Origin of the sequence: Pseudomonas sp. zjy_15, assembly GCF_043101865.1 — a bacterium.
GTDB lineage: Bacteria > Pseudomonadota > Gammaproteobacteria > Pseudomonadales > Pseudomonadaceae > Aquipseudomonas > Aquipseudomonas putida_Y.
In genome coordinates this window covers 25,858-49,829 of record NZ_JBICII010000043.1, presented here as the reverse complement: position 1 = coordinate 49,829, position 23,972 = coordinate 25,858, and the positions used below count along the sequence as shown (strand labels likewise).

The 23,972-nt window shown below is 62.4% G+C and carries 22 protein-coding genes; 13 read left to right on the top strand and 9 right to left on the bottom strand.

Annotation, left to right across the window (positions count from 1 at the left end; all coding sequences use genetic code 11):
- Nucleotides 1–5 precede the first annotated feature (5 nt).
- Entirely contained in the window at nt 6–269 is a 264-nt protein-coding gene (locus ACF8EF_RS08540; RefSeq protein WP_392460876.1) for an ogr/Delta-like zinc finger family protein, read from the bottom strand.
- Nucleotides 270–448: 179 nt separating this feature from the next.
- Between ACF8EF_RS08540 and ACF8EF_RS08535 the strand changes: the two genes are divergently transcribed.
- The gene (locus ACF8EF_RS08535) at nt 449–829 is read left to right on the top strand and encodes a helix-turn-helix domain-containing protein (RefSeq protein WP_176682209.1); all 381 of its coding nucleotides are present in this window, start codon (nt 449–451) and stop codon (nt 827–829) included.
- Here the strand turns inward: ACF8EF_RS08535 and ACF8EF_RS08530 are convergent.
- Genes ACF8EF_RS08530 through ACF8EF_RS08520 form a run of 3 tightly spaced genes read right to left on the bottom strand, consistent with a single transcriptional unit; the run spans nt 826 to nt 1,788 of the window.
- The gene (locus ACF8EF_RS08530) at nt 826–1,188 is read right to left on the bottom strand and encodes a hypothetical protein (RefSeq protein WP_010954908.1); all 363 of its coding nucleotides are present in this window, start codon (nt 1,186–1,188) and stop codon (nt 826–828) included. The genes ACF8EF_RS08535 and ACF8EF_RS08530 overlap by 4 nt on opposite strands.
- Nucleotides 1,181–1,528: a head completion/stabilization protein gene (locus ACF8EF_RS08525; RefSeq protein WP_060489089.1), complete on the bottom strand. Its 348-nt coding sequence runs from the start codon at nt 1,526–1,528 to the stop codon at nt 1,181–1,183. The genes ACF8EF_RS08530 and ACF8EF_RS08525 overlap by 8 nt, the downstream gene beginning before the upstream one ends.
- Nucleotides 1,529–1,539: 11 nt before the next feature.
- On the bottom strand, nt 1,540–1,788 hold the full coding sequence (locus ACF8EF_RS08520) for a helix-turn-helix domain-containing protein (RefSeq protein ID WP_003251454.1): 249 nt from the start codon (nt 1,786–1,788) through the stop codon (nt 1,540–1,542).
- Nucleotides 1,789–2,008: 220 nt separating this feature from the next.
- On the opposite strand from ACF8EF_RS08520, the gene ACF8EF_RS08515 reads away from it, so the two are divergent.
- Entirely contained in the window at nt 2,009–4,081 is a 2,073-nt protein-coding gene (locus ACF8EF_RS08515) for a TonB-dependent receptor family protein (RefSeq protein ID WP_392460875.1), read from the top strand.
- 102 nt (nt 4,082–4,183) lie between these two features.
- Here ACF8EF_RS08515 and chrR read toward each other — a convergent pair whose 3' ends face one another.
- Nucleotides 4,184–4,744 carry a class I chromate reductase ChrR gene (gene chrR / locus ACF8EF_RS08510; RefSeq protein ID WP_176682207.1) on the bottom strand — a complete coding sequence of 187 codons (561 nt, stop codon included), beginning with the start codon at nt 4,742–4,744 and terminating at the stop codon, nt 4,184–4,186.
- Nucleotides 4,745–4,900: 156 nt separating this feature from the next.
- Between chrR and ACF8EF_RS08505 the strand changes: the two genes are divergently transcribed.
- Nucleotides 4,901–5,119: a hypothetical protein gene (locus tag ACF8EF_RS08505; RefSeq protein ID WP_010954911.1), complete on the top strand. Its 219-nt coding sequence runs from the start codon at nt 4,901–4,903 to the stop codon at nt 5,117–5,119.
- On the opposite strand, the gene ACF8EF_RS08500 is transcribed toward ACF8EF_RS08505, so the two are convergent.
- From ACF8EF_RS08500 to ACF8EF_RS08485, 4 genes are all read right to left on the bottom strand, one after another.
- Entirely contained in the window at nt 5,103–7,352 is a 2,250-nt protein-coding gene (locus tag ACF8EF_RS08500) for an Orn/Lys/Arg decarboxylase N-terminal domain-containing protein (protein ID WP_392460874.1), read from the bottom strand. The two genes, ACF8EF_RS08505 and ACF8EF_RS08500, sit on opposite strands and share 17 nt — an antisense overlap.
- A gap of 265 nt (nt 7,353–7,617) precedes the next feature.
- A complete protein-coding gene (gene dnaQ / locus ACF8EF_RS08495; protein ID WP_176682205.1) occupies nt 7,618–8,376 on the bottom strand; it encodes a DNA polymerase III subunit epsilon in 759 nt (252 codons plus the stop codon).
- Nucleotides 8,377–8,426: 50 nt separating this feature from the next.
- Nucleotides 8,427–8,873 carry a ribonuclease HI gene (gene rnhA / locus ACF8EF_RS08490; protein ID WP_176682204.1) on the bottom strand — a complete coding sequence of 149 codons (447 nt, stop codon included), beginning with the start codon at nt 8,871–8,873 and terminating at the stop codon, nt 8,427–8,429.
- Nucleotides 8,874–8,886: 13 nt separating this feature from the next.
- The gene (locus tag ACF8EF_RS08485; RefSeq protein ID WP_176682203.1) at nt 8,887–9,660 is read right to left on the bottom strand and encodes a class I SAM-dependent methyltransferase; all 774 of its coding nucleotides are present in this window, start codon (nt 9,658–9,660) and stop codon (nt 8,887–8,889) included.
- A gap of 85 nt (nt 9,661–9,745) precedes the next feature.
- On the opposite strand from ACF8EF_RS08485, the gene gloB reads away from it, so the two are divergent.
- The 10 genes from gloB (at nt 9,746) to ACF8EF_RS08435 (ending at nt 23,971) form a co-directional block, all read left to right on the top strand.
- Nucleotides 9,746–10,525 carry a hydroxyacylglutathione hydrolase gene (gene gloB / locus ACF8EF_RS08480; RefSeq protein WP_392460873.1) on the top strand — a complete coding sequence of 260 codons (780 nt, stop codon included), beginning with the start codon at nt 9,746–9,748 and terminating at the stop codon, nt 10,523–10,525.
- A gap of 100 nt (nt 10,526–10,625) precedes the next feature.
- Nucleotides 10,626–12,056, top strand: coding sequence for a lytic transglycosylase domain-containing protein (locus ACF8EF_RS08475; protein WP_176682201.1), 1,431 nt, complete (start codon nt 10,626–10,628; stop codon nt 12,054–12,056).
- 220 nt (nt 12,057–12,276) lie between these two features.
- Nucleotides 12,277–14,106 carry an extracellular solute-binding protein gene (locus ACF8EF_RS08470; RefSeq protein WP_209967171.1) on the top strand — a complete coding sequence of 610 codons (1,830 nt, stop codon included), beginning with the start codon at nt 12,277–12,279 and terminating at the stop codon, nt 14,104–14,106.
- Nucleotides 14,103–15,938, top strand: a complete 1,836-nt coding sequence (locus tag ACF8EF_RS08465; RefSeq protein ID WP_392460872.1) for an extracellular solute-binding protein — start codon at nt 14,103–14,105, stop codon at nt 15,936–15,938. Before ACF8EF_RS08470 ends, ACF8EF_RS08465 begins: the two co-directional genes overlap by 4 nt.
- Nucleotide 15,939: 1 nt before the next feature.
- Nucleotides 15,940–17,013: a microcin C ABC transporter permease YejB gene (locus ACF8EF_RS08460; RefSeq protein WP_021783280.1), complete on the top strand. Its 1,074-nt coding sequence runs from the start codon at nt 15,940–15,942 to the stop codon at nt 17,011–17,013.
- Between the two features lies 1 nt (nt 17,014).
- Nucleotides 17,015–18,034, top strand: coding sequence for an ABC transporter permease (locus ACF8EF_RS08455; RefSeq protein WP_021783281.1), 1,020 nt, complete (start codon nt 17,015–17,017; stop codon nt 18,032–18,034).
- A 1-nt stretch (nt 18,035) separates the two neighbouring features.
- Nucleotides 18,036–19,640 (top strand): ABC transporter ATP-binding protein, encoded by a 1,605-nt coding sequence (locus ACF8EF_RS08450; RefSeq protein WP_392460870.1) that lies wholly within the window; start codon nt 18,036–18,038, stop codon nt 19,638–19,640.
- Between the two features lie 147 nt (nt 19,641–19,787).
- Nucleotides 19,788–20,255, top strand: coding sequence for a helix-turn-helix domain-containing protein (locus tag ACF8EF_RS08445; RefSeq protein ID WP_176682198.1), 468 nt, complete (start codon nt 19,788–19,790; stop codon nt 20,253–20,255).
- A complete protein-coding gene (locus ACF8EF_RS08440) occupies nt 20,252–20,827 on the top strand; it encodes a PIN domain-containing protein (RefSeq protein ID WP_104886398.1) in 576 nt (191 codons plus the stop codon). The genes ACF8EF_RS08445 and ACF8EF_RS08440 overlap by 4 nt, the downstream gene beginning before the upstream one ends.
- Before the next feature lie 213 nt (nt 20,828–21,040).
- Nucleotides 21,041–23,971, top strand: a complete 2,931-nt coding sequence (locus tag ACF8EF_RS08435) for an aminotransferase (RefSeq protein WP_392460869.1) — start codon at nt 21,041–21,043, stop codon at nt 23,969–23,971.
- The last annotated feature ends 1 nt before the right edge of the window (nt 23,972 follow it).

Below are 23,972 nucleotides of genomic sequence, written 5' to 3'. Positions count from 1 at the left end.
GTGCCTCACTCACTCGGGCTGCCCTGGCCTGCCCCCGGCAAGGCGGCCTTGCGCAAATCACCCTTGGCCGAAGGCAGGTACACTTCCGGGTTGGGCATGCCGCTGGGGGAGAGTTCATGGGTCATTTCGAATTCGGCGCGCACTGACCAGCCACACGCCTCGGTGGTGCATTGCAAATAAGCGATTCGCAGGAAAATATGGCGCCCTTCGCTAGTACGTATGCGCATCCGGCTATGGCAATGCGGGCAAACCAGCTTGTAAGTACTCACGGCAAGTACCTGCTAGCATTGCCCAGGCTAGCCTGTGTGTCAGTATTGGCTGCAACTGTGGGTGTATTCTTCAATTTGATAGTTCTCATTGCAGAAGTGCTCCTTAAAACGCAGGGCTGTATTCATAACGAGTAGTTTAAGCCCATGGAATATCATTAAACCAGTCATGGATATTTGTTATGAGTACTCACGGACTTGCTGCGGTGCTCACGCGCCTTAAACTTCTCACTGGCGCACAAACTGATGCCGAGTTGTCGCGCGCGCTGTCGGTCAGCCCGCAAACGCTGAGCAGCTGGAAGGTTCGCGAAAGCATTCCTTACTCACTTTGCATAGACGCTGCCAAAAAGCATGCATGCTCACTGGACTGGCTATTGCTGGGTCAGGCCGGGCACAACGCCGCCGTCCCAGATGATGCGGGCTGGGAGTGCGAAATGCTCGAACGGCTGCGCACGCTCTCGCACAGCGATCGCCAGGCCATCCTGCTGTTCATCAAGGACAAGCAGCGCATCCAGCAGTTGGAACAGCAATTGAGTGAACTCGGCGGCGCAGCCAATGGCTAACCCCGACGGCGCCAGCGCTGGATGAGCTCGCGCGGGTCGAGTGTATCCAGCCAGACCATGACCTTGAGGCTGATGGGGATCACCACCACAGCGGCCACGAATGCCGCCATGCCCCGGGTCAGCAATGGCACCAATGACGAAACCAGTGGCTCGAACAAATGGCCCACGCCCACGGTCACGAATAGCAGCAGCAGTTTCTTGGCCAGCGTCAGGCGCCTGGCCTCACTGGTGATCAATCGATCGCGTGCCGCGCTCACCAACAGTGCTCCCAGCAGCGCGGCGAACAGGACATCGCCATCCACACCCAGGAACGCCACCAATGCCTGGGCCAGGTTGTCAAAAACTGATAGCTCAGGCATGTACTTGCCCTCCGCGCGGAACAGGCAGACAGGCGGTTGAACCCAGGCTATACATGACCGCCGCTTCGACAAAACGGATGTAGCACACCCGCAAGGCCCGCCCATGATCATGACCGGCCACATCCTCGAGGCGCTTGTAGCCCCGCTCTCGCAGTACTGACCGCCAGCGGGCGAATTCGCGTGCTGCCTCGATGGCAGCGCAACGCGCGGCCACTTCCAAAGCAGCTTCACTGACAGATCGCGGCAGTTGCAGGTGCTCCCGCAACCTGCCCAGGTCGACCCGTGGCCAGAACGGATCATGGCAATCGGCAAAGCGCGGTAGCCGTGGATCGTTGCTCATGCGCTACCCCCTTACTGCTCGGCCAGCATGCCGTAGCGAATGGCCTTGATCACAGCGGCCACCCGGGTAGGCACTTCAAATTTGCGCAGGATGTTGGACACGTGAAAATTCACCGTCGACTCCTTGCATTCAAGGATCTGGCCGATCTCCCACGAACTCTTGCCATAAGCACACCACAACAGCACTTGCTGTTCACGTGGCGTCAGGCGAACCGGGGCGTCCGCCAGGGGTTGCTGCGAGTGTCGAGCGTTGTCAGTCATGTTTGAACTCCACGGGTGATTGAGCGGGGCATTGCTGCCTACCTGCAGTCACCTTACGAAGCACAGGCCACCCGCCTCCACCGCCGTGGTTTGTAAAGAACTTTCGTACAAGACCGTATGACGAAGGATGCGCACGATTTGCTGACTTTCTGCGTGCTCCAAGCCGCATTTCGCTCGTCTCAACGCCGTTGTCCATTCGCCTTTCGCCTGGAGTCGTACAATGCGTTCCGATTTACCCCTCTCATCCTGCCTCGGCCTGCTGGCGGCACTGGCTGCCACCCAGCCCGCCCTAGGGGCATCCGCGGTCGAACTGGGCCGGGTGCTGATCACCGATGAGGAGCAGAACGAGCTGACGGCAGCCGGCGAGCGCCTGCGTGAAATACCGGGAGCCAGCAACCTGGTGGACATGCAGCGCGTGGGGCAAGGCCGAGTGGCCAGCAACCAGGACGTGCTGGCCTACCAGCCAGGGGTGTTCGCCCAATCGGCAGGTAACGATGGCATCAAGCTGTCGATACGCGGCTCGGGCCTCAACCGTGCGCCGGGGGCGCATGGTTCCGGTGTCTACACGATGTTCGACGGCCTGCCGCTGACCGGCCCGGGCGGCACACCTTACGAATTGTTCGAACCGCTGTGGCTGAGCCGTGCCGAAGTGCTGCGTGGCGCCAATGGCTTCGACCAAGGCGCCCTGGCCTTGGGCGGTGCCATCAACTATGTCACCCACACCGGCTACGACGCGCCTGCACTGCAAGTGCGCTACGAGGTCGGCAGCCGCGGCTACCAGCACCGGCACATCAGCTCGGGCCAGGTGCTGGGCAATCTCGACTATTACGTGGCCCTGACCGATTCGGAATATGACGGCTACCAGGCGCACAGCAGTGGCAGCGCCAAGGGCATTGCCGCCAATGTCGGTTACCGCTTCAACCCCAACCTGGAAACCCGCTTCTACCTGCGCTACCGGGAAACTGAAAACGAACTGCCCGGGCGCCTGACCAAAGACCAGATCAAGCACCACCCGCGTGCAGCCAACCCGACCTATCTGGCCCGCGACGACAGTCGCCCGCAGCCAGGCAGCACCTGGGTGGGCAACAAGACCACCTTCTACCTCGACGACGAGGCGCGCCTGGAAGCCGGCCTGGTCTATCACGACTACCCGATGGACCTGCGCGAGGGCCCCATGCGCCTGAAGGTCGCCTACACCGATGTCAGCGGTACGCTGAACTATTTCCGCCGCGACACACTGTTCGGCCACGAGAGCAAGACCACCGTCGGTTGGCGTACCACCAAGCACCTGCCCAACAGCGGCGCTTCGCAATTTACCCGCAATGGCGATGTGTTCGGCGAGCGCACCCGTGACTTCACCTACCAGGGCTCGGACACCGTGCTGCATGTTGGCAACGACCTGGAACTGGTCCCCAACCTGTGGCTGAGCACCGGCCTGGCCATGATCTACACACGCCGCGAAAGTGACGTGACCTACCCCGCCGAAGGCGGCAAGGTGAGCATGCATGACTGGGACTATGCGCCCCGCCTGGGGCTGCGCTACGACATCCGCCCGGACTTGCAGGTGTACGGCAACCTGAGCCGCTCGGTAGAGCCGCCACACCCGTGGTCGCTGATCTGGAGCGCGCCCAGCACAGGCGGCAAGCAGATCCAGCCGATCGAGATGCAGAACCAGACAGCCACCACTCTGGAACTGGGCGCCCGTGGCGACTCGGCGCTCGGCCGCTGGGACCTGGCCTGGTACTACTCGCAAGTGCGCCACGAACTGCTGGCCGTTGAGGTAGTGCCGAATTTCACCTCGGAATTCAACGCCAGCGCTACCGTGCACCAAGGCGTTGAAGCCGGCCTCGACAGCACCCTGTGGGAACGCGCGGGCACTGGCAAGCTGAGCTTGCGCCAGGCCTACACCTTCAGCGACTTCCACTACCGTGATGACGACACATTTGGCGACAACCGTCTGCCCGGCATCCCCATGCACTACTATCAGGCCGAGTTGCGCTATGACTGGCCGAGCGGCTTCTATGCCGGGGTCAACACGCAAATGGCCTCGAAGGTGCAAGTGGACTACGCCAACAGCTACCACGCAGATGAATATGCCTTGCTCGGCGCGCGCGTTGGCTGGGACTCACCGAAGCAGGACTGGCAGACCTGGCTGGACCTGCGCAACCTGACCAACCAGCGCTATGCAGCGACCGTGACGCCGGCCTACAACGACGCCGGCAAGGACAATGCCCGTTCGACACCGGGCGAAGGGTTTGGCGTATATGCGGGGGTTTCGTACAGCTTCCGCTGACGGGTAGGAGCGGGTTTACCCGCAAATGCGTCAGCAAATTCAATGACGCATTCGCGGGTAAACCCGCTCCTACGGGGGGCGCTGCACAGCATGATTCGGGGTTCAGACCGCCCTGTTCAATTTCACCCAGGAAGCAAACCTGTCGACGAACGCCTGCAAGAACGGTCGCGTCTTGTCGTTGAGCTTGCCCGAATCCTCGAACAGGCTCGCCGCACCGCCAAGGTAAGCCTCAGGCATCTGCATGCAGGGCATGTCGAGAAACACCAGCGACTGGCGCACCGCATGGTTGGCGCCAAAGCCGCCAATTGCCCCCGGCGACACACTCACCACCGCCGTCGGCTTGCCGCTCCAGGCACTTTGCCCGTAAGGCCGCGAGCCCACATCGATGGCATTTTTCAGGCAGCCCGGCACCGAGCGGTTGTATTCCGGGGTGACGAACAGCACCGCATCACTGCGGCGGATCTCATCGCGAAAACGCTTCCAGGTTTCCGGCGGTGCCTCAGCTTCGATATCTTCGTTGTACAGCGGCAGGTCGCCAATTTCGACGATCCTCAGGGCAAGACTGGACGGCGCCAGCTCCGAAAGTGCGCGGGCGACCTTGCGGTTGTAGGACTCCTTGCGCAAGCTACCGACGACGACTGCTACCGAATACACCTGGCTCATGGCAATTCCAACCTTTGCGGGGTAAAGAGACGTTGTAGTTATAGATGACCGCTCCTCGTTGCTTTGGTTTTTTTTCCGCAAGGCGAAAACTTCCGAGTCTGTTTCACGGTCTATGCCTTCATACATTTCCTACGTAATTCAGAGGTTTCCACCCAAATGGCAGCAGTAATGGTCGGCCAATTCCACGCCCGTGACGCCGAAGGCCGCATCTACCCCGTGCACGAGTTCCAGGAGTCCACCCTGCAACTCGATGGCAGCACGCTGGGCGCCCCCATCACCACCTACCGCCTGGCCATCGGCGACAAGGTCAACCACCTGGGTGAAAACCGTTTCGAGCTGGCACGCTCCGGTGTCGAGATCACACGCATTCCGTGATGCAATCCACGGTGTAGCGGCCCCCTTCGTTCTGCAGGCCGTGCACATCGGCGACGAACCCGGGAAAGCCCTGGTTGAATGCCCGGGCAAATGCCAGGTAGTCCAGGATCGAGCGGGTCGCCTCGGTGAACCGCTCACCCGGCATGATCAACGGGATCCCAGGCGGGTACGGCACCAGCATCACCGCTGCCACACGCCCCAGCAGTGCCTCGATCGGCACCGCCTCTACCTCCCCACGCACCATCTTGTCATAGGCCTGGGCCGGGCTTACGGCCACCTCCGGCAAACGGGTGAACAGCCGCTTCAGCTGCTTGGCCGTGGCATTGGCGCGGTAGCAATCATGTAACTGGTCGCACAGGTCGCGCAGGCCCATGCCCTGGTAGCGCAAGGCGTCGGCAGCCCCCACGCTCGGCAGACAACTGCTGAGCGGGGTGTTGCCGTCATAGTGGCGCTTGAATTCCAGCAGCTCGGTGAGCAGGGTGCTCCACTTGCCCTTGGTGATGCCCATGGAAAACAGTACCAGGAAGCTGTACAGGCCCGTTTTTTCCACCACCAGCCCGCGCTCCCAGAGAAACTTGCTGACTACCGCCGCCGGGATGCCGCGCGCGCCCAGCACACCCTCTGCGCTCAGGCCCGGCATTACCAAGGTCACTTTCAGCGGGTCGAGCAGCACATAATCGGCCACCACTTCACCAAACCCATGCCATTGCGCCCCTGGCTGCAGCAACCAGTCCTGCGCGACCAGACGGGGGATGCCCTCGGCACTTGGCGGCTGCCAGATGCTGAACCACCAGTCCTCTGCGGCAATGTGCTCCCGCAGGTTGGCAAGGGCACGACGAAAGCTCAACGCTTCGTCGAACATCTCCTGCAGCAGCGAGCGCCCGGCCGGCCCTTCCATCATGGTCGACGCCACATCCAGCGAGGCGAGAATGCTGTATTGCGGCGAGGTAGAGATGTGCATCATGAACGCTTCGTTGAAGCGGTCCCGGTCCAGTTGCCGCCTGGCACCGTCCTGCACATGAATCATCGAGGCCTGGCTGAACGCCGCCAGCAGTTTGTGGGTGGAATGGGTGCTGAACACCAGCGGGCTGTCTGCCGCGCAGGCGGTGCCCATGGCGTAGCGCCCGGTGAAGAAGTCGTGGAACGCCGCATAGGCGAACCAGGCCTCGTCGAAGTGCAGCACCTCGACACTGGTACCCAGGGTCTGCTTGATCAGCCCGGCGTGGTAACACAGCCCATCGTAGGTGGAGTTGGTCACGACCGCCAGCTTGATGCGCCGCCGACGATCACGGGCAAGGGGGTTGGCCTGGATCTTCGCAGCGATCGCCTCGGGGCTGAACTCGCTGAGCGGGATCGGGCCGATGATGCCCAGTTCGTTGCGCTCCGGGCACAGGTACAGCGGGATGGCCCCCGTCATGATGATTGCGTGCACCACCGACTTGTGGCAGTTGCGGTCCACCAGTACCAGGTCGTCACGGCCGACCATGGCGTGCCAGACGATCTTGTTGGCCGTGGAGGTGCCATTGATGACGAAGAAGGTGTGGTCGGCGCCGAAGTTGCGCGCCGCCCTGGCCTCGGCTTCGGCCAGTGGGCCTGTGTGGTCAAGCAGCGAACCCAGCTCCGGCACGGAAACGGACAAGTCCGAGCGCAGGGTGTTTTCCCCGAAGAACTGGTGAAAGGCTTGGCCTACCGGGCTTTTATGATAGGCCACACCGCCACCATGGCCCGGGGTGTGCCAGGAATAGTTGGACTGCGCGGTGTGCTGCACCAGCGCCTTGAAGAACGGCGGCAGCAAGCCATCGAGGTAGGTGTGTGCGGCACGCGCCACCTGGCGGGCGAGAAACGGCACGGTGTCTTCGAACAGGTAAAGGATGCCACGCAGCTGGTTGAGCTCGCTCATGGCTTCGGCGGGGGCATTCTCCAAGGTCACCTGCTCGCCCAGGGCAAAGATCGGCAGGTTGGGTGCGCGCAGACGGGCCAGGCGGATCAGCTCGGCCATGTTCTGCAGCAAGTGGGTGTTCTCGCCAGCGCCTTCGGCGGCAATCAGCATGCAGGCCAGGCCATGGTGGGTGGCGGCGACCAGGCGCGCTTCGGCGTGGTCGGCTGCGGCAAGAATGGCAAAGCCATCCTGGCGCAGTTCCTCGGCGATACCCCGCACGCGCTCGCCAGCAACACTGTCGGCCTTGATGGCGCGGTGGACGATGAGGATCGGGAACTTGAGGTCCTTGTACATCAGGCGGCTACCTCAAAAGGACATGGCGTCCATTTCAGGGTAGTTGAGCCTTGTATTGCCTGTACTGGTCCTTTCGCGGGTGAACCCGCCCCTACGTGGACACCGGTCGGTGATTGGACACAGGCGTCGTAGGAGCGGGTTTACCCGCGAAAGGGCCGGGCCTGCTGGCCAATCTGCCCCCCGCCACTCAACGCCGCAGCCACCACCGTATTCGCGGGTAAACCCGCTCCTACAACGATCTCCACTCCTGTTGCAGGGCGAAAGATCAGCCGGCTGGTGTCTCAGTCAGGGTCTGCCACAGCGAAGGCCCACCCGCCGACTTGGCAACGGCCGCCAGACGCTCGGCATGCGCCTCCAGTTCCTCGGCGCTGGCCATGATCACCCGCCCCGGCGTACGCCCGACAATCCGGCGGATCTCGCTGCCGCCAGCCCCCTGCCCGTCATCCTCTGCATCTGCACCATGGCCAGCCAGCGACAGGCTGGTCTGGCCACCGGTCATGGCCAGGTAAACGTCGGCCAGCAGTTCCGAGTCGAGCAGTGCGCCGTGCAACTCTCGGCCTGAGTTGTCGATGTCGTAGCGTTTGCACAGCGCATCCAGGCTGTTGCGCTGCCCCGGGTGGCGCGAACGTGCCAGCAGCAGGGTGTCCAGAATGGTGCAGTGCTGCGAAATGTCAGCGCGGTCCTGCTGGCCCAGCAAGGCGAATTCGTTGTTGATGAAGCCAACGTCGAACGCCGCGTTGTGGATGACCAGCGTGGCGCCCTGAATGAACTCGAAGAACTCCTCGGCGACATCGCCAAAGCGTGGCTTGCCGACCAGGAAAGCATCAGTGATGCCGTGAACGTTGATCGCGCCCTCGTCACTCTCGCGGTCGGGCTGCAGGTAGACGTGGAAGTGCCGCCCGGTCAGACGCCGGCCGATGACCTCGACACAGCCGATCTCGATGATCCGGTGGCCTTCGCCAACCGGCATACCCGTGGTTTCGGTATCGAGAATGACGAAGCGTTTATCTTGCTGCTGCTCCACGCGGGCGCTCCAACTTGCATCAGTTACAAAGGCCGCGATTGTACCCCAGCTCAACGCTGGGCGCGCACCTCATCGACCCCGCGGTTGGCCAGTTGGTCGGCGCGTTCGTTGCCGGGGTGGCCGATATGGCCGCGCACCCACTTCCAGGTCACCTTGTGGCGGTTGACCTGCTCATCGAGCTGCTGCCACAGGTCGGCATTCTTCACCGGTTCCTTGGCCGCGGTCTTCCAGCCGCGCTTCTTCCAGTTGACCATCCATTCGTTGATGCCCTTCATCACGTATTGCGAGTCGGTGGTCAGCACCACTTCGCATTCGCGTTTCAGCGCCATCAGCCCCTGGATAGCAGCCATCAGCTCCATCCGGTTGTTGGTGGTTTCGCGTTCACCACCCCACAGTTCCTTCTCGACGCCCTTGTAGATCATCAGGACGCCCCAGCCACCCGGGCCGGGGTTGCCCTTGCAGGCGCCATCGGTAAACATTTCGATGCTTTCGCTCATGTACCACTCATGTTCAGTGCTTTTCGGTATCAGGGTTGGCCGCCGTGCGGTTGACCTTGGCCAGCGGCAGCGGCAGCAGCTTGCCCATCGGTTCACGGCGCTCCGGGCGCAATGGCCGCAGGCCCACCACCATCTTGCGCGCCACCAGCAGGTACACCCCGCCACCGAAGCCCTGCCAGCCGCAGGCCAGTCGTTCCCAGCCTTCAAGGCGTTGCTGCCAGGCCGGTGAGGCAAGCGGCGGACGATAGCACCCGAAGCGGCGTTTCTCCAGCGCGAAGCCCAGCAGGTTGAGCCAGTCGCCCACCCGTGACGGCGAGATGCAGCGCGCCTTGCGCAGAGCACCGTGACTGAAGAAATGGCGCATACCCCAGCTGCTCCACGGGTTGATCCCCACGATCAGCAGGTGCCCGCCCGGGCGCACGGCACTGGCGGCCTCGCGCAGCAGGCCATGGGGCGACAGGCAGAAGTCCAGGCCATGCTGCAGCACCACCACGTCGGCAGCGTGCTCGCTCAACGGCCAGGCCTGCTCCTCGCAGACAATCTCCACACCCGGCAACGGCGCACCAAGGCGCACGTTACGCTGTACCTGGGGGGCTCTGGGCGGTGGCTCGGCGCAGGGCCCGTAATGGACGAGATAACCGCCAAAGAAGCGCCCGAGCTCTTCTTCCAGCAGTTTGTCCTCCTCCTTGAGCATCAGTTGCCCAAGTGGGCCGTTGAACCACTCACGGGCCAGGCTGATCAGCTCGACCCAGTCCGGGTCGGCCTGGGCAAAGGCTTGGTCGGTCATTGCGCTCTCCCTCGAAGGTTCTCCCACCGCGCCATCGCGGCTAAGATGCCCTCATGTGCCACGCTAGGTGAATCGGATCCGCACCATGATACAGATCGATGCTCTCCCCGCTTTCTCCGACAACTACATCTGGTTGTTACAGGATACTGCCAAACGCCGTTGCGCGGTGGTCGACCCGGGCGATGCCGGCCCGGTGGAGCGCTGGCTGGCTGCCAACCCCGAGTGGGTGCTGAGCGACATCCTCGTCACCCACCACCACAATGACCATGTCGGCGGTGTGGAACGGCTCAGGCAATTGACCGGCGCACGGGTCTGTGGCCCCGCCAACGAACGCATTCCCGGCCGCGAACTGGCCCTGGACGAAGGCGACAGGGTGGACGTGCTGGGTGTGACGTTTCAGGTACTCGCGGTACCCGGCCATACCCTGGGGCATATCGCCTTCTTCAGCGACCAGCCAGCGACGCCCATCCTGTTCAGTGGCGACACCCTGTTCGCCGCCGGTTGCGGGCGCATGTTCGAGGGTACACCCGAACAGATGCAGCCCGCCCTCGCCCGCCTGGCGGCCCTGCCAGCGCAGACAGAAGTGTACTGCGCCCATGAATACACCCTCAGCAACCTGCGCTTCGCCAAGGCTGTCGAACCGACCAACCCGCACATTCAGCAACGGTTCGAGGACGTTACCCGATTGCGCGCCGAAAATCGCATCAGCTTGCCATCGACGATCGGCCTGGAGCGCCTGACCAACCCCTTTCTGCGTACCTCTGAAACATTAGTTAAACAAAAAGCAGACGAGTGGAAGGGACATTCAAACACCTCGCATGTCGCTGTTTTTGCTGCCTTGAGGTCTTGGAAGGACACCTTCTGATAACCGCAAGATATATCGCAAGTGAGGGTCTAAGGTTGACCGGGGCCGGAGCGGTTTCTAGAATCGCCGAAATTTTTCGCCCGGATACCTGTGTCAGCCGATGTCTTCCCGTAGCCGCAGAACCTCTCATTCCGCCGCCCTGACGCGTCTGGCTCAAATCAGCGCGCTGGCCCTGGCAGCCACGCTGGTGGGCTGTCAGAGCACCCGTCAGCTCGACGAATCCGATAGCGTTCGCGCGCACAACTACCAGGCGCGGATCAAGCACAAACCTTCACCGCTGCTGGTCAAGCCGGCCGAGCAGGCGCCGCAGGATGTCTGGGAGCGCATGCGCCAGGGCTTCGCCCTGCAGGACACCATCGACGTCAACCCGCGCATCGAGCAGCAGCGTTTGTGGTTCGCCAGCAACCCGTCCTTCATAGAAAGCGCCGGGGAACGTGGCAGCCTCTACCTGCACTACATCGTCGAGCGTCTTGAAGAACGCGACATGCCGCTGGAGCTGGCCCTGCTGCCCGCCATCGAAAGCGCCTACAACCCCATGGCCTACTCACGCGCCAGCGCTGCCGGCATGTGGCAGTTCATGCCGGCTACCGGTCGTCATTTCAACCTGCGCCAGACCAACTTCTATGACGGCCGCCGCGATGTCACCGCATCGACCAACGCCGCACTGGATTACCTGACCCGCCTGCACGACATGTTCAACGGCGACTGGCTGTTGGCCCTGGCGGCCTACAATGCCGGTGAAGGCACTGTCAGCCGAGCCATCGAACGCAACGAAAAGCTCGGCCTGCCGACCGACTACTGGAACCTGCCGCTGCCAAAGGAAACCCGCGACTACGTGCCCAAGTTGCTGGCGCTGTCGCAGGTGGTGTCCACGCCAGAAGCCTATGGTATCAATCTCACCCCGATCGCCAACGAACCGTACTTCGAAGCGGTGGCGATCAAAGACCGCCTGGACCTTACCCGGGTCGCGGCCTTTGCCAACATCGACGAGGATGAGCTGATCCAGCTCAACCCGGCATTCAAGAAGCGCATGACCGTCGATGGCCCGAAACAGCTGCTGGTGCCCACCGCCAAGGCGCAGCTGCTCAGTGCCAGCCTGTCCAACCTCAAGCCGGAGCAACTGGTCAGCCTGCAACCGCCGAAAGCAGCGTTTGCCCGGGCCGTGGCCGAAGCCAAGGCACCGGTGGGGGCACGCAGTTACCGGGTCAAGCGTGGCGATAGCCTGAGCGTCATCGCCAAGGCCAACCGTGTGTCGATCAAGGACATCAAGCGCTGGAACCGCTTGTCCAGCAACAGACTGCGCGCTGGCCAGGTTCTGGCCCTGCGCGGTGGCAGTGCACCGAGCGCCGCCGGCAACCGGGTCGCAGCATCCGGAAAGCGCTCCACCAAATACAAGGTGCGCAAGGGCGACTCCCTGTACCTGGTGGCCAAGCGCTTCAATGTGAAAATGAAGCACCTCAAGCGCTGGAACCCACGCAGCGGCCACGCCCTCAAGCCAGGCCAGACCCTGACCGTCTACGTCGGGCATTGAGTCGTTACAGGGGCTGCTTTGCAGCCCATTCGCGGGCACGCCCGCTCCCACAGGTTTTTCACAGCCCTCAAAGCCGGTGCCGTACCTGTGGGAGCGGGCGTGCCCGCGAATGGGCCTGAAAACCCAGCCACTGGAAAACCCCAGCCCCTCTCTTTTTCCAACCCCACCAAGCTGTTACTGTACTCGATCAAAGCCCAACGCCTCTGGATCGGATGCCGACTTGATACGTCCCCTCCTGCTGTCACTCAGCCTGGCCTTGAGCTTTCCCGTAGCCGCGATGGTGAGCGAAAGCCACGGATACGCGCAGTTCGGCACGCTCAAGTACCCAGCCACTTTCACCCACTTCGACTGGGTCAACCCGCAAGCGCCCAAGGGCGGCACATTGCGGGCCATGGCTTTTGGCACCTTCGACACGCTCAACCCCTACACTTTCAAGGGGTCGAGCCCGATTACCACGCCCAATTTCCAGCAGTACGGCATCAGCGAGCTGAACGAGCCACTGATGGTCGGCACTGGCCAGTACGACCCGTCTGGTGACGAGCCGACCTCCAGCTATGGCCTGATCGCCCGCTCGGTGGAATACAGCGAGGACCGCAGCTGGGTGGTGTTCAACCTGCGCCCGGAAGCCCGCTGGCATGACGGCCAGCGGATCACTTCGGCTGACGTGGCCTTCTCCTACCGCACGCTGCTCAAGGATGGCCACCCGATCTACCGCACCAACCTGCAGGAAGTGCAGCGGGTAGACATCCTCGGTCCGCTACGCATCCGCTTTGTGTTCAAACGCGCCGGCAACCCGCTCCTGATCCTGCGTCTGGGCGAAATGCCTGTGCTGCCCAAACACTACTGGCAGAAGCGCGACTTCAAGGCCACCACCTTCGAGCCCCCTTTGGGCAGCGGCCCCTACCGCATCACCCAGGTACAACCCGGGCGACGCCTGGTGTTCGAACGGGTGAAGAACTACTGGGGCAAAGACCTGGCGGTCAACCGTGGCAAGTACAATTTCAATCGGGTGGAATACGAGTTCTATCGCGACGCGACGGTGGCCTTCGAAGCCTTCAAGGCCGGCGAGTTCGACATCTATATCGAGCACCAGGCAAAAAACTGGGCCAACGGTTACAACTTCCCTGCCGTGCGCCGGGGTGAAGTGATCAAGACACAAATCCCGCACAGCATCCCCACGCAAACACAAGGCCTGTTCATGAACAGCCGCCGGGCCGCGTTCAGCGACCCGCGGGTACGCCAGGCACTGGGGCTGATGCTGGACTTCGAGTGGACCAACCGCGCGCTGTTCAGCAGCGCCTACCGCCGCTCGACCAGCTACTACCCCAACAGCGAGTTCGCCGCCAGCGGCCTGCCCACCGGCAAGGAGTGGCTGCTGCTGGCGCCGTTCCGTGACCAGTTGCCCGCCAAGCTGTTCAGCGAGCCGTACAAGGTCAGCCACACCGATGGCCGGGGCATCAGCCGCCAGACCCTTCGCCAGGCTCTGGGCCTGCTCGCCGAGGCCGGCTGGAAGCTGCACGGCCAGCGTCTGGTCAACAGCAAGGGCCAGCAATTACGCATGGAACTGCTGCTGGTAAACCCCAACCTTGAACGCATCCTGCAACCTTATGTCGAAAACCTGTCCAGCATCGGCATCGATGCGCGCTTGCGTACCGTGGACCGCGCCCAGTACAAACAACGCCTGGACCAGTTCGATTTCGACATGATTCTGATGACCCTGAACCAGACCCTGAGCCCCGGCCTCGAACAGTGGCTGTACTTCCATTCCAGCCAGGCCGCGACAAAGGGCAGCAAGAACTATGCTGGGGTCAAGGACCCGGTGATCGACCACCTGCTCGACACCCTGCTCGCCGCCCGCACCCGCGATGACCAGGTCGCCGCCGCCCGCGCCCTGGACCGCGTGCTCTCATGGCACTACTACATGATCCCCAACTGGTACCTCGACAACCATCGCCTGGCCTACCGCAACCGGTTCGCCTTCGTCACCACGCCGCCCTACACCCTTGGGCTGAACAGTTGGTGGATCAAGACTTCGGAGAAAGCCCAATGACGCCAACGCATCGTCTGCGCCAGCTGGCAGGCAGCCTGTTGCTCGCCTGCCTGAGCCTTCCCGCGCTGGCCGCGCCGCAGCACGCGCTCACCCTTTACGATGAGCCACCCAAGTACCCCGCCGACTTCAAGCACTTCGACTACGTCAACCCGGACGCGCCCAAAGGCGGCACCTTCCGCCAGTCCAGCTTCGGCGGCTTCGACAGCCTCAATCCGTTCATCAACAAAGGCGTGGCGGCCGAGAATATCGGCATTATCTACGACACCCTGATGCGCCAGAGCCAGGATGAACCGTTCACCGAATACGGCCTGGTTGCCGGCAAGATCGAAAAGGCCCCGGACAACAGCTGGGTGCGTTTCTACCTGCGCCCCGAAGCGCGCTTCCATGATGGCCATCCGATGCGCGCCGACGACGTGGTGTTCACCTTCAACGCCCTGATCAAGGACGGCGCCCCGCTGTACCGCCAGTACTACGCCGACGTCGCCGAAGTGGTCGCCGAAGACCCGCTGAAGGTGCTGTTCAAGTTCAAGCACACCAACAACCGCGAGCTGCCGCTGATTCTCGGCCAGTTGCCGGTACTGCCCAGGCACTGGTACGAAAATCGCGAATTCAACCGCGGCAACCTGGAGATCCCGTTGGGCAGTGGCCCGTACAAGGTCGCCAAGGTCAAGGCCGGGCGCTCGGTGCGCTACGAGCGGGTCAAGGACTACTGGGCCAAGGACCTGCCGATCAACCGCGGCTTCTACAACTTCGATGTCATGACCTTCGACTCCTACCGCGACACCACCGTCGCCCTCCAAGCACTCAAGGCCGGGGCGTTCGACTATGCCCTGGAAGTCAGCGCAAAGAACTGGGCCACCGCCTACGACGTGCCCGCCGTGCGCGAGGGTCGCCTGATCAAGGAGGAGCTTCCCAACGGCAACCCCACCGGCATGCAGGGTTTCATCTTCAACATCCGCCGCCCGGTGTTCCAGGATGTTCGCGTGCGCCAGGCACTGAGCCTGCTGCTGGACTACGAGTGGACCAACAAACAGCTGTTCAACGGCGCTTACACCCGCACCAGCAGCTACTTCGACAACTCGGAAATGGCCGCCCACGGACTGCCCAGCCCCAACGAGCTCAAAATCCTCGAACCACTGCGCGGCAAAGTGCCCGAGCAAGTATTCAGCGAGGTCTTCCACAACCCGGTCAGCGACGGCAGCGGCATGATCCGCGAGCAACAGCGCCAGGCCTACAAGTTGTTGCAGGACGCGGGCTGGAAAATCGTCGACGACAAGATGGTCGACGCCCAAGGCAAGCCGGTAAGCATCGAATTCCTGCTGGCGCAGACCGAGTTCGAGCGCATCCTGCTGCCGTTCAAACGCAACCTCGCCGACCTCGGTATCGAGCTGAACATCCGCCGGGTCGACGTTTCGCAATACATCACCCGCCTGCGTTCTCGGGACTACGACATGATCGTCGGCGGTTATCCGCAGTCCAACTCGCCGGGCAACGAACAGCGCGAGTTCTGGTCCAGTGCCGCCGCCGACAACCCCGGCAGCCGCAACTTCATTGGCCTGCGCGACCCGGCCATCGACCAGTTGGTGGAACAGCTGATCAACGCCGACTCGCGCCAGAACCTGATCGACCACTGCCGCGCGCTCGACCGCGTGTTGCTGTGGGGCTACTACGTGATCCCCAACTGGCACATCAAGACCTGGCGTGTGGCCTACTGGAACCACATCGGCCACCCGAACGTGTCGCCCAAGTACGACATCGGCATCGACACCTGGTGGATCAAGCCCGAGGTAACCCCGGCGGTCAGCGAAGCGCCTGCGGACGAGGCCAACTAAGATGCTGGCCTACATCCTGCGCCGCCTGCTGCTGATCATTCCGACCTTGTTCGGCATCCTCATCATCAACTTCATCATCGTCCAGGCCGCTCCCGGTGGCCCGGTCGAGCAGATGATCGCCAAGCTCGAAGGCTTCGAAGGCGCCACCAGCCGCATTGCAGGTGGCGGCGCCGAGGTTTCCGTTGCCGGCTCCAACTACCGCGGCGCCCAGGGCCTGGACCCGGCGCTGATCGCTGAAATCGAACGCATGTACGGCTTCGACAAGTCGCCGCCCGAGCGCCTGTGGATCATGATCAAGAACTACGCCCGACTGGACTTCGGCGACAGCTTCTTCCGCGATGCCAAGGTGATCGACCTGATCGCCGAGAAGATGCCGGTTTCGATCTCGCTGGGGCTGTGGAGCACGCTGATCATGTACCTGGTGTCGATCCCGCTGGGGATCGCCAAGGCCGTGCGCCACGGCAGCCACTTCGACGTGTGGACAAGCTCGGCAATCATCGTCGGCTACGCCATCCCGGCGTTCCTGTTCGCCATCCTGCTGATCGTGCTGTTCGCCGGTGGCAGCTACTTCGACTGGTTCCCGCTGCGTGGCCTCACCTCCAACAACTTCGACGAACTGAGCACCACCGGCAAGGTGCTGGACTACTTCTGGCACCTGGTACTGCCGATCACCGCGCTGGTCATCGGCAACTTCGCCACCATGACCCTGCTGACCAAGAACAGCTTCCTCGACGAGATCAACAAACAGTACGTGGTCACCGCCAAGGCCAAGGGCCTGAGCCGATCCCGGGTGCTGTACGGCCACGTGTTCCGCAACGCCATGCTGCTGGTGATCGCCGGCTTCCCTTCGGCCTTCATCGGCATCTTCTTCACAGGCTCCTTGCTGATCGAGGTGATCTTCAGCCTCGACGGCCTGGGCCTGATGAGTTTCGAGGCGGCCATCAACCGCGACTACCCGGTGGTCTTCGGTACCCTGTTCATCTTCACCCTGCTAGGGCTGGTGGTGAAACTGATCGGCGACCTGACCTACACCCTGGTCGATCCACGCATCGACTTTGCCAGCCGGGAGCACTGACATGGCCTTGTCCCCCCTCAACCGCCGGCGCTTCGAGCGTTTCAAGGCCAACCGCCGTGGCTGGTGGTCGCTGTGGCTGTTCCTGATTCTGTTCGGGCTGAGCCTGGGCGCCGAGCTGATCGCCAACGACAAACCGATCGCCGTACGTTACGACGGGGAATGGTACTTCCCGGCGTTCAAACGCTACCCGGAAACCACCTTTGGCGGTGAATTCCCACTGGAAGCCAACTACAAAAGCCCCTACATCCGCGAACTGCTGGCGAAGAAAGACAGCTTCGTGCTGTGGGCGCCCATCCCGTTCAGCTACCAGAGCATCAACTATGACCTGCGTGTCCCGGCGCCTGCCCCACCTTCGGCGGACAACTGGCTGGGCACCGACGACCAGGGCCGCGACGTGCTGGCACGGGTAATCTACGGCTTCCGCATTTCGGTACTGTTTGCCCTCACCTTGACCGTAGCCAGCTCCATTATCGGCGTCATCGCCGGCGCCCTGCAGGGGTTCTACGGTGGCTGGGTCGACCTGACCGGGCAACGCTTTCTGGAAATCTGGTCCGGCCTGCCTGTGCTGTACCTGCTGATCATCCTGGCCAGCTTCGTGCAGCCCAACTTCTGGTGGTTGCTGGGCATCATGTTGCTGTTCTCGTGGATGAGCCTGGTGGACGTGGTACGCGCCGAGTTCCTGCGCGGACGCAACCTGGAATACGTGCGCGCCGCCCGCGCGCTGGGCATGCGCAACGGCGCAATCATGTACCGGCACATCCTGCCTAACGCCATGATCTCGACCATGACCTTCATGCCGTTCATTCTCACCGGCGCCATAGGCACCCTCACCGCCCTGGACTTCCTTGGCTTCGGCCTGCCTGCCGGTTCGCCTTCATTGGGCGAGCTGGTGGCGCAGGGCAAGTCCAACCTGCAGGCCCCGTGGCTGGGCATCAGCGCCTTCGCCGTGCTGGCGCTGATGCTGAGCTTGTTGGTGTTCATCGGTGAGTCCGCCCGCGATGCCTTCGACCCGAGGAAGTGACATGAGTGAACAGAACCTGATTGAAGTGCGGGACCTGGCCGTGGAGTTCGTGACCGGGGACCAGGTCAACCGAGTGGTTGGCGGCGTCAGCTTCGACATTCGCAAAGGCGAGACACTGGCTTTGGTGGGCGAAAGTGGCTCGGGTAAATCGGTCACCGCACACTCGATCTTGCGCCTGCTGCCCTACCCCCTGGCCCGCCACCCCAACGGCAGCATCCACTACGAAGGCAAGGACTTGCTGCAGCAGAACGAGAAGACCCTGCAACGCATTCGCGGCAACCGCATTGCGATGATCTTCCAGGAGCCGATGACCTCGCTCAACCCGCTGCATTGCATCGAGAAGCAGATCAACGAAATCCTCCTGCTGCACAAGGGCCTGACCGGCAAGGAAGCGACTGCGCGCACGCTGGAGCTGCTGGATATGGTCGGCATTCCCGAGCCGCACAAGCGCCTCAAGGCCCTGCCCCACGAATTGTCGGGCGGGCAGCGCCAGCGGGTAATGATCGCCATGGCGCTGGCCAATGAGCCCGAACTGCTGATTGCCGACGAGCCGACCACAGCGCTGGATGTGACTGTGCAGCTTAAGATTCTCGAGCTGCTCAAGGAACTGCAGGCGCGTCTGGGCATGGCCCTGTTGCTGATCAGCCATGACCTGAACCTGGTGCGCCGCATCGCCCATCGTGTGTGTGTGATGCAGCACGGGCAGATCGTGGAGCAGGCCGAATGCGCCACACTGTTCAGCGCCCCGCAGCACCACTACACGCAGATGCTCATCAATGCCGAGCCCAGCGGGCTGCCGGCGCACAACCCGGTGGGCGCGCCGTTGCTGGAGGTGGATAACCTGAAGGTCTGGTTCCCCATCAAGAAGGGCTTTCTGCAGCGCACTGTCGACCATGTGAAGGCGGTGGACGGGATCAACTTCAGCTTACCCCAGGGGCAGACGCTGGGCATTGTTGGCGAATCCGGGTCGGGCAAGTCCACTTTGGGCCTGGCGATCCTGCGGCTGATTTCCAGCCAGGGCGGCATCCGCTTTCATGGGCAGAACCTCGAAGGGCTGAACCAGAACGCCGTGCGCCCCCTGCGGCGGGAAATGCAGGTGGTGTTCCAGGACCCGTTTGGCAGCCTGAGCCCGCGCATGTGCGTGGCGGACATTGTGGGTGAAGGGTTGCGCATTCACGGCATTGGCACCGCGCAGGAACAGGAAGCGGCGATTATCGCGGCCCTGGAGGAAGTAGGCCTGGACCCGCGCACGCGCCATCGCTACCCCCATGAGTTTTCCGGCGGGCAGCGCCAGCGCATTGCCATTGCCCGGGCGCTGGTGTTGAAGCCAGCACTGATTCTGCTGGATGAACCCACGTCCGCACTGGACCGCACCGTACAGCGCCAGGTGGTGGAATTGCTGCGTAACCTGCAGCAAAAATACAACCTGACCTACCTGTTCATCAGCCATGACCTGGCGGTGGTGAAGGCGTTGAGTCACCAGTTGATGGTGATCAAGCATGGGCATGTGGTGGAGCAAGGGGACGCGCAGGCGATCTTCCATGCGCCGCAGCATCCGTATACCCGACAGTTGCTGGAGGCGGCGTTTTTGGAGGTTGGGGGTTAGTAGGGAAAGGGTGCGTGTTCGCCAAGCAATCATCCTTTGATCGGTCGTTTCGTTTATTGCGATTTTCGAATATTTCGAATATAACTCGAACTCAGGCTGTTGCATCGTCGCCACAGCCCCGCAATCGATACCGCTCTGGAGATGCCCATGACCACCGCCAACCTCTCTAGCCATGTGCTTCCTGACGAGAAAGAAATTGCCGTGGCAGTCGAGTCAAGCCGCACGCTGGCAGCGTTCCTCTCGACAAAATCAGATACCCAACGGATCGAACTGCTCAACGAGGAAAATCAGCGCCAGGTTGTTGAAGTACCTACTTTCGCCCTACGCCTATTCGGCGAAATTCTCAGCGAACTGGCCTTGGGTAACTCAGTCAAAGTCGTTCCAATCCACGCCGAACTAACTACCCAGGAAGCAGCAGACCTGCTTAACGTCTCCCGGCCGCACTTGGTAAAGCTGCTCGACGAAGCGGTGCTTCCGCACACCAAGACAGGCCGCCATCGTCGTGTCAAATTCTCCGACCTGGTTGCCTACAAGGACAAACGTGATGGGGTGAGCCGCGCTGCGATGGATGCGCTGGCAGCCCAAGCTCAGGAATTGAAGATGGGGTACGAATGAAGCACTCGCCCTTCACGGCCATATACGACGCGAATGTACTTTACCCTGCTCCACTGCGTGATTTCCTGATGAACCTAGCGCTGACGGGCATCTACCGGGCACGTTGGTCAGCGAGCATTCATGACGAGTGGAAGCGCAATCTGCTACTCAACCGACCTGACCTCACGCCTGAACATTTGGATCGCACGTCATCGCTGATGGATGCTGCGGTGCCTGATGCACTCGTCACTGACTACGATTCACTGGTCGAAGGGCTGGACTTGCCAGATAGGGATGATCGACATGTTCTCGCAGCTGCAATCAAGTGCAACGCTTCGGTCATCGTCACCTTCAATTTGAAGGATTTTCCCAAGGCGGTTCTTGGTGCCTTCGATATTGAACCCTTGCATCCGGACGACTTCATCGCTGACCTTTGGGACCTGGACAAGGCAGCAGTCCTCGAAGCTGCCCAGCGGCAGCGAATATCGCTGAAGAACCCACCGCACAGCGTACAGCAGTATCTCGACAGGCTGCTTCAGCAGAAGCTTCCCGAGACAGTGAAACTGCTTTCAGCATTCAAGTTCCTCCTCTGAGTATGCCCAGCAGACTTTCTAGGGCAGCAAGGCGATCATCCGGGATTGATCAGCCCTGCACCTAAAGCCAAGCCTAGGAAAAGCCCCGCTCGTTACCACGCCAACAGAATCAAGCGGCAGTGATCAATTTTTCTGACAATAATCGTCTTCCATCATCAGCCGAATCGGGCATAAATTCTCCGCCGTCAACTCCCAGTACCCACGGTAGAGCCCATGTCCAGTCCACAACACCAGCCCGCTTCCCCTGCCCTGGCCACCCTGATCCAGCGCTCCGGCCAGCCCAGCCCAACGCTGAGCGAAGCCCAGGCACACGCCGTGCTGCAGGCCCACTATGGCCTTGCCGGCAACCTTTCGGTACTGGGCAGCCAGCAAGACCTGAACTTTCGCGTGGTCACACCGCAGGGTGGCTATGTGCTGAAGGCCTGCCACGGCAGCTACGCCCAACTGGAGCTTGAAGCCCAGCACGCCGCCCTGGCCTTCCTGCGCAATCAAGGTTTGCCGGTACCCGCCGTGCGCTCAGCCCACAACGGCATGGGGTTGCTGGAACTGGACATCGACGCGCAACCACTGCGCCTGCGCCTGCTCGATTACATCGAAGGCCAACCGCTGACCCGTCTCAAGCACATGGAACCACGCCTGATGGCCGAGCTGGGCGGGCTCTGTGCGAAGCTGGACAAGGCGCTTGCCCATTTCGATCACCCAGGCCTTGCGCGTACCTTGCAATGGGACCCGCAGCATGCCGGGGCACTGATCGATCACCTGCTGCCAGTGCTGAAAGATAACGGGCAGCGCGCCCGCATCGAACACGCCACGCGACAGGCCAACGAGCGCTTGGTGCCGCTGATCGATCAACTGCCCAGTCAGGCCGTGCATCTGGACATCACCGACGACAACACCGTGTGGGCCCGTGATGCCCAGCGTCAATGGCAACTGCAAGGCGTAATCGATTTCGGCGACCTGCTGCGCACCTGGCGTATCGCCGACCTGTCGGTGACCTGCGCTGCGCTGTTGCACCACGCCGAGGGCGACCCGCTGCGCATCCTGCCTGCCGTGCAGGCCTACCAGGCGCTCAACCCGCTGACCGAGGCCGAACTGCGCGCCCTGTGGCCGCTGGTGCTGAACCGTGCTGCCGTGCTGGTACTGAGCAGCGAACAACAGCTAACCGTCGACCCGGGCAACCAGTACACCCGCGACAACATTGCCCACGAATGGGAAATTTTCGACACGGCCACCGCCGTGCCTTTCGCCCTGATGGAGGCGGCCATTCTGCAGGCTGCGGGCCTGCAACCCGCGGCGCCGGACTTGAACGGCTGCGCCCCCCTGCTCCCCGAGCTGGCCGGGCAGGCTGTCACACGGGTGGACCTGGGGGTACTCAGCGAACACTTCGAGGCCGGCAACTGGGAACAACCCGGTTACGACCAGCAACTGCTGACCTCGCAGGCCGCCCCGGCCTGCAGCCTGCACGGGCAATATCGCCTGTCGCAAACCCATATCGACCGCCCCGAAGAGCCCGCCACCTGTGCCCTTGGCATCGAGCTGCATGTGCCCAACGGCAGCCAGGTGCAAGCGCCGGCAGCCGGCACCTGGCAGCGTCACGGCGATGGCCGGGGCTGCCTGCGCACCGCACACTGGGCTTTGTGGCTACAGGGCCTGGAAGATGCGCCGACAGATGGCCAGGCCGTGAAAAAAGGCCAGTCCCTGGGCAGCAGCGGCAGTAGCCTCAGCGTACAACTGTGCCTGGACAACAGCATCCAGCCCCCCTTCTTCGCCACGCCGTCACAGGCTGCTGCGTGGCTGGCCCTGTGCCCGTCGCCAGCCGCATTATTGGGCTTCGATTGCGATGCCGAGCCGCTACCCGATCCGCAAGCCCTACTGGCCCGCCGCGATGCCAGCTTCGCCCGCTCGCAGAAGCACTACTACGCGCAACCGCCGCACATTGAACGCGGCTGGCGCAACTACCTGATCGACATGCAGGGCCGTTCCTACCTGGACATGCTCAACAACGTCGCGGTGCTGGGCCATGGCCACCCACGCATGGTCGCCGAGTCGGCGCGGCAATGGTCGCTGCTGAACACCAACTCGCGTTTCCATTACGCAGCGATCACCGAATTCTCCGAACGACTGCTGGACTTGGCCCCCGAAGGTTTCGACCGGGTGTTCATGGTCAACAGCGGCACCGAGGCCAACGATCTGGCGATTCGCCTGGCCTGGGCCTACAGCGGCGGGCGCGACCTGCTCAGCGTACTGGAGGCCTACCACGGCTGGTCAGTGGCCACCGATGCCATCTCCACGTCGATCGCCGACAACCCGCAAGCTCTGGAAACCCGCCCGGACTGGGTACACCCGGTCGAAGCACCGAACACCTTCCGCGGTCGTTTCCGCGGGGCCGACAGCGCCGCCGACTACCTGCAAGACGTCGACGCCAAGCTGGCCGACCTCGACGCCCGAGGCCGTCAGCTGGCGGGCATCATCTGCGAACCGGTATACGGCAATGCCGGCGGCATCTCACTGCCTGCAGGCTATCTGCGCGACGCCTATGCCAAGGTCCGCGCCCGCGGCGGGGTGTGCATCGCCGACGAAGTGCAGGTGGGTTATGGTCGCCTGGGCGAGTACTTCTGGGGCTTCGAGGAACAGGGTGTGGTGCCGGACATCATTACCATGGCCAAGGGCATGGGTAACGGCCAACCACTGGGCGTGGTCATCACCCGTCGCGAAATCGCCGAGGCGCTGGAGGCCGAGGGCTACTTCTTCTCCTCGGCCGGTGGCAGCCCGGTCAGCTGCCGCATCGGCATGGCGGTGCTGGATGTCATGCAGGAGGAAGGCCTGTGGGACAACGCCCGCGACACCGGGCGCTACTTCAAGGCACGCCTGCAGGCGCTGGTCGACAAGCACCCGCTGGCCGGCGCGGCACATGGCTCGGGCTTCTACCTGGGGCTGGAACTGGTGCGCGACCGCACCACCCTGGAGCCGGCCACCGAAGAAACCATGGTACTGTGCGATCGCCTGCGTGACCTGGGCATCTTCATGCAGCCGACCGGCGACTACCTGAACATCCTCAAGATCAAGCCACCGATGTGCACCAGCCGTGCGAGCGTGGACTACTTTGTCGACAGCATTGACCGAGTGCTGGGCGAAGGCCTGTAAG

What these genes read in the sequence shown, in the direction of transcription:
- ACF8EF_RS08535 (WP_176682209.1), top strand. Translation starts at nt 449, where the DNA reads ATGAGTACTCACGGACTTGCTGCGGTGCTCACGCGCCTTAAACTTCTC.
- ACF8EF_RS08530 (WP_010954908.1), bottom strand. Translation starts at nt 1,188, where the DNA reads ATGCCTGAGCTATCAGTTTTTGACAACCTGGCCCAGGCATTGGTGGCG.
- ACF8EF_RS08525 (WP_060489089.1), bottom strand. Translation starts at nt 1,528, where the DNA reads ATGAGCAACGATCCACGGCTACCGCGCTTTGCCGATTGCCATGATCCG.
- ACF8EF_RS08520 (WP_003251454.1), bottom strand. Translation starts at nt 1,788, where the DNA reads ATGACTGACAACGCTCGACACTCGCAGCAACCCCTGGCGGACGCCCCG.
- ACF8EF_RS08515 (WP_392460875.1), top strand. Translation starts at nt 2,009, where the DNA reads ATGCGTTCCGATTTACCCCTCTCATCCTGCCTCGGCCTGCTGGCGGCA.
- chrR (WP_176682207.1), bottom strand. Translation starts at nt 4,744, where the DNA reads ATGAGCCAGGTGTATTCGGTAGCAGTCGTCGTCGGTAGCTTGCGCAAG.
- ACF8EF_RS08505 (WP_010954911.1), top strand. Translation starts at nt 4,901, where the DNA reads ATGGCAGCAGTAATGGTCGGCCAATTCCACGCCCGTGACGCCGAAGGC.
- ACF8EF_RS08500 (WP_392460874.1), bottom strand. Translation starts at nt 7,352, where the DNA reads ATGTACAAGGACCTCAAGTTCCCGATCCTCATCGTCCACCGCGCCATC.
- rnhA (WP_176682204.1), bottom strand. Translation starts at nt 8,873, where the DNA reads ATGAGCGAAAGCATCGAAATGTTTACCGATGGCGCCTGCAAGGGCAAC.
- ACF8EF_RS08485 (WP_176682203.1), bottom strand. Translation starts at nt 9,660, where the DNA reads ATGACCGACCAAGCCTTTGCCCAGGCCGACCCGGACTGGGTCGAGCTG.
- gloB (WP_392460873.1), top strand. Translation starts at nt 9,746, where the DNA reads ATGATACAGATCGATGCTCTCCCCGCTTTCTCCGACAACTACATCTGG.
- ACF8EF_RS08475 (WP_176682201.1), top strand. Translation starts at nt 10,626, where the DNA reads ATGTCTTCCCGTAGCCGCAGAACCTCTCATTCCGCCGCCCTGACGCGT.
- ACF8EF_RS08465 (WP_392460872.1), top strand. Translation starts at nt 14,103, where the DNA reads ATGACGCCAACGCATCGTCTGCGCCAGCTGGCAGGCAGCCTGTTGCTC.
- ACF8EF_RS08460 (WP_021783280.1), top strand. Translation starts at nt 15,940, where the DNA reads ATGCTGGCCTACATCCTGCGCCGCCTGCTGCTGATCATTCCGACCTTG.
- ACF8EF_RS08455 (WP_021783281.1), top strand. Translation starts at nt 17,015, where the DNA reads ATGGCCTTGTCCCCCCTCAACCGCCGGCGCTTCGAGCGTTTCAAGGCC.
- ACF8EF_RS08450 (WP_392460870.1), top strand. Translation starts at nt 18,036, where the DNA reads ATGAGTGAACAGAACCTGATTGAAGTGCGGGACCTGGCCGTGGAGTTC.
- ACF8EF_RS08445 (WP_176682198.1), top strand. Translation starts at nt 19,788, where the DNA reads ATGACCACCGCCAACCTCTCTAGCCATGTGCTTCCTGACGAGAAAGAA.
- ACF8EF_RS08440 (WP_104886398.1), top strand. Translation starts at nt 20,252, where the DNA reads ATGAAGCACTCGCCCTTCACGGCCATATACGACGCGAATGTACTTTAC.
- ACF8EF_RS08435 (WP_392460869.1), top strand. Translation starts at nt 21,041, where the DNA reads ATGTCCAGTCCACAACACCAGCCCGCTTCCCCTGCCCTGGCCACCCTG.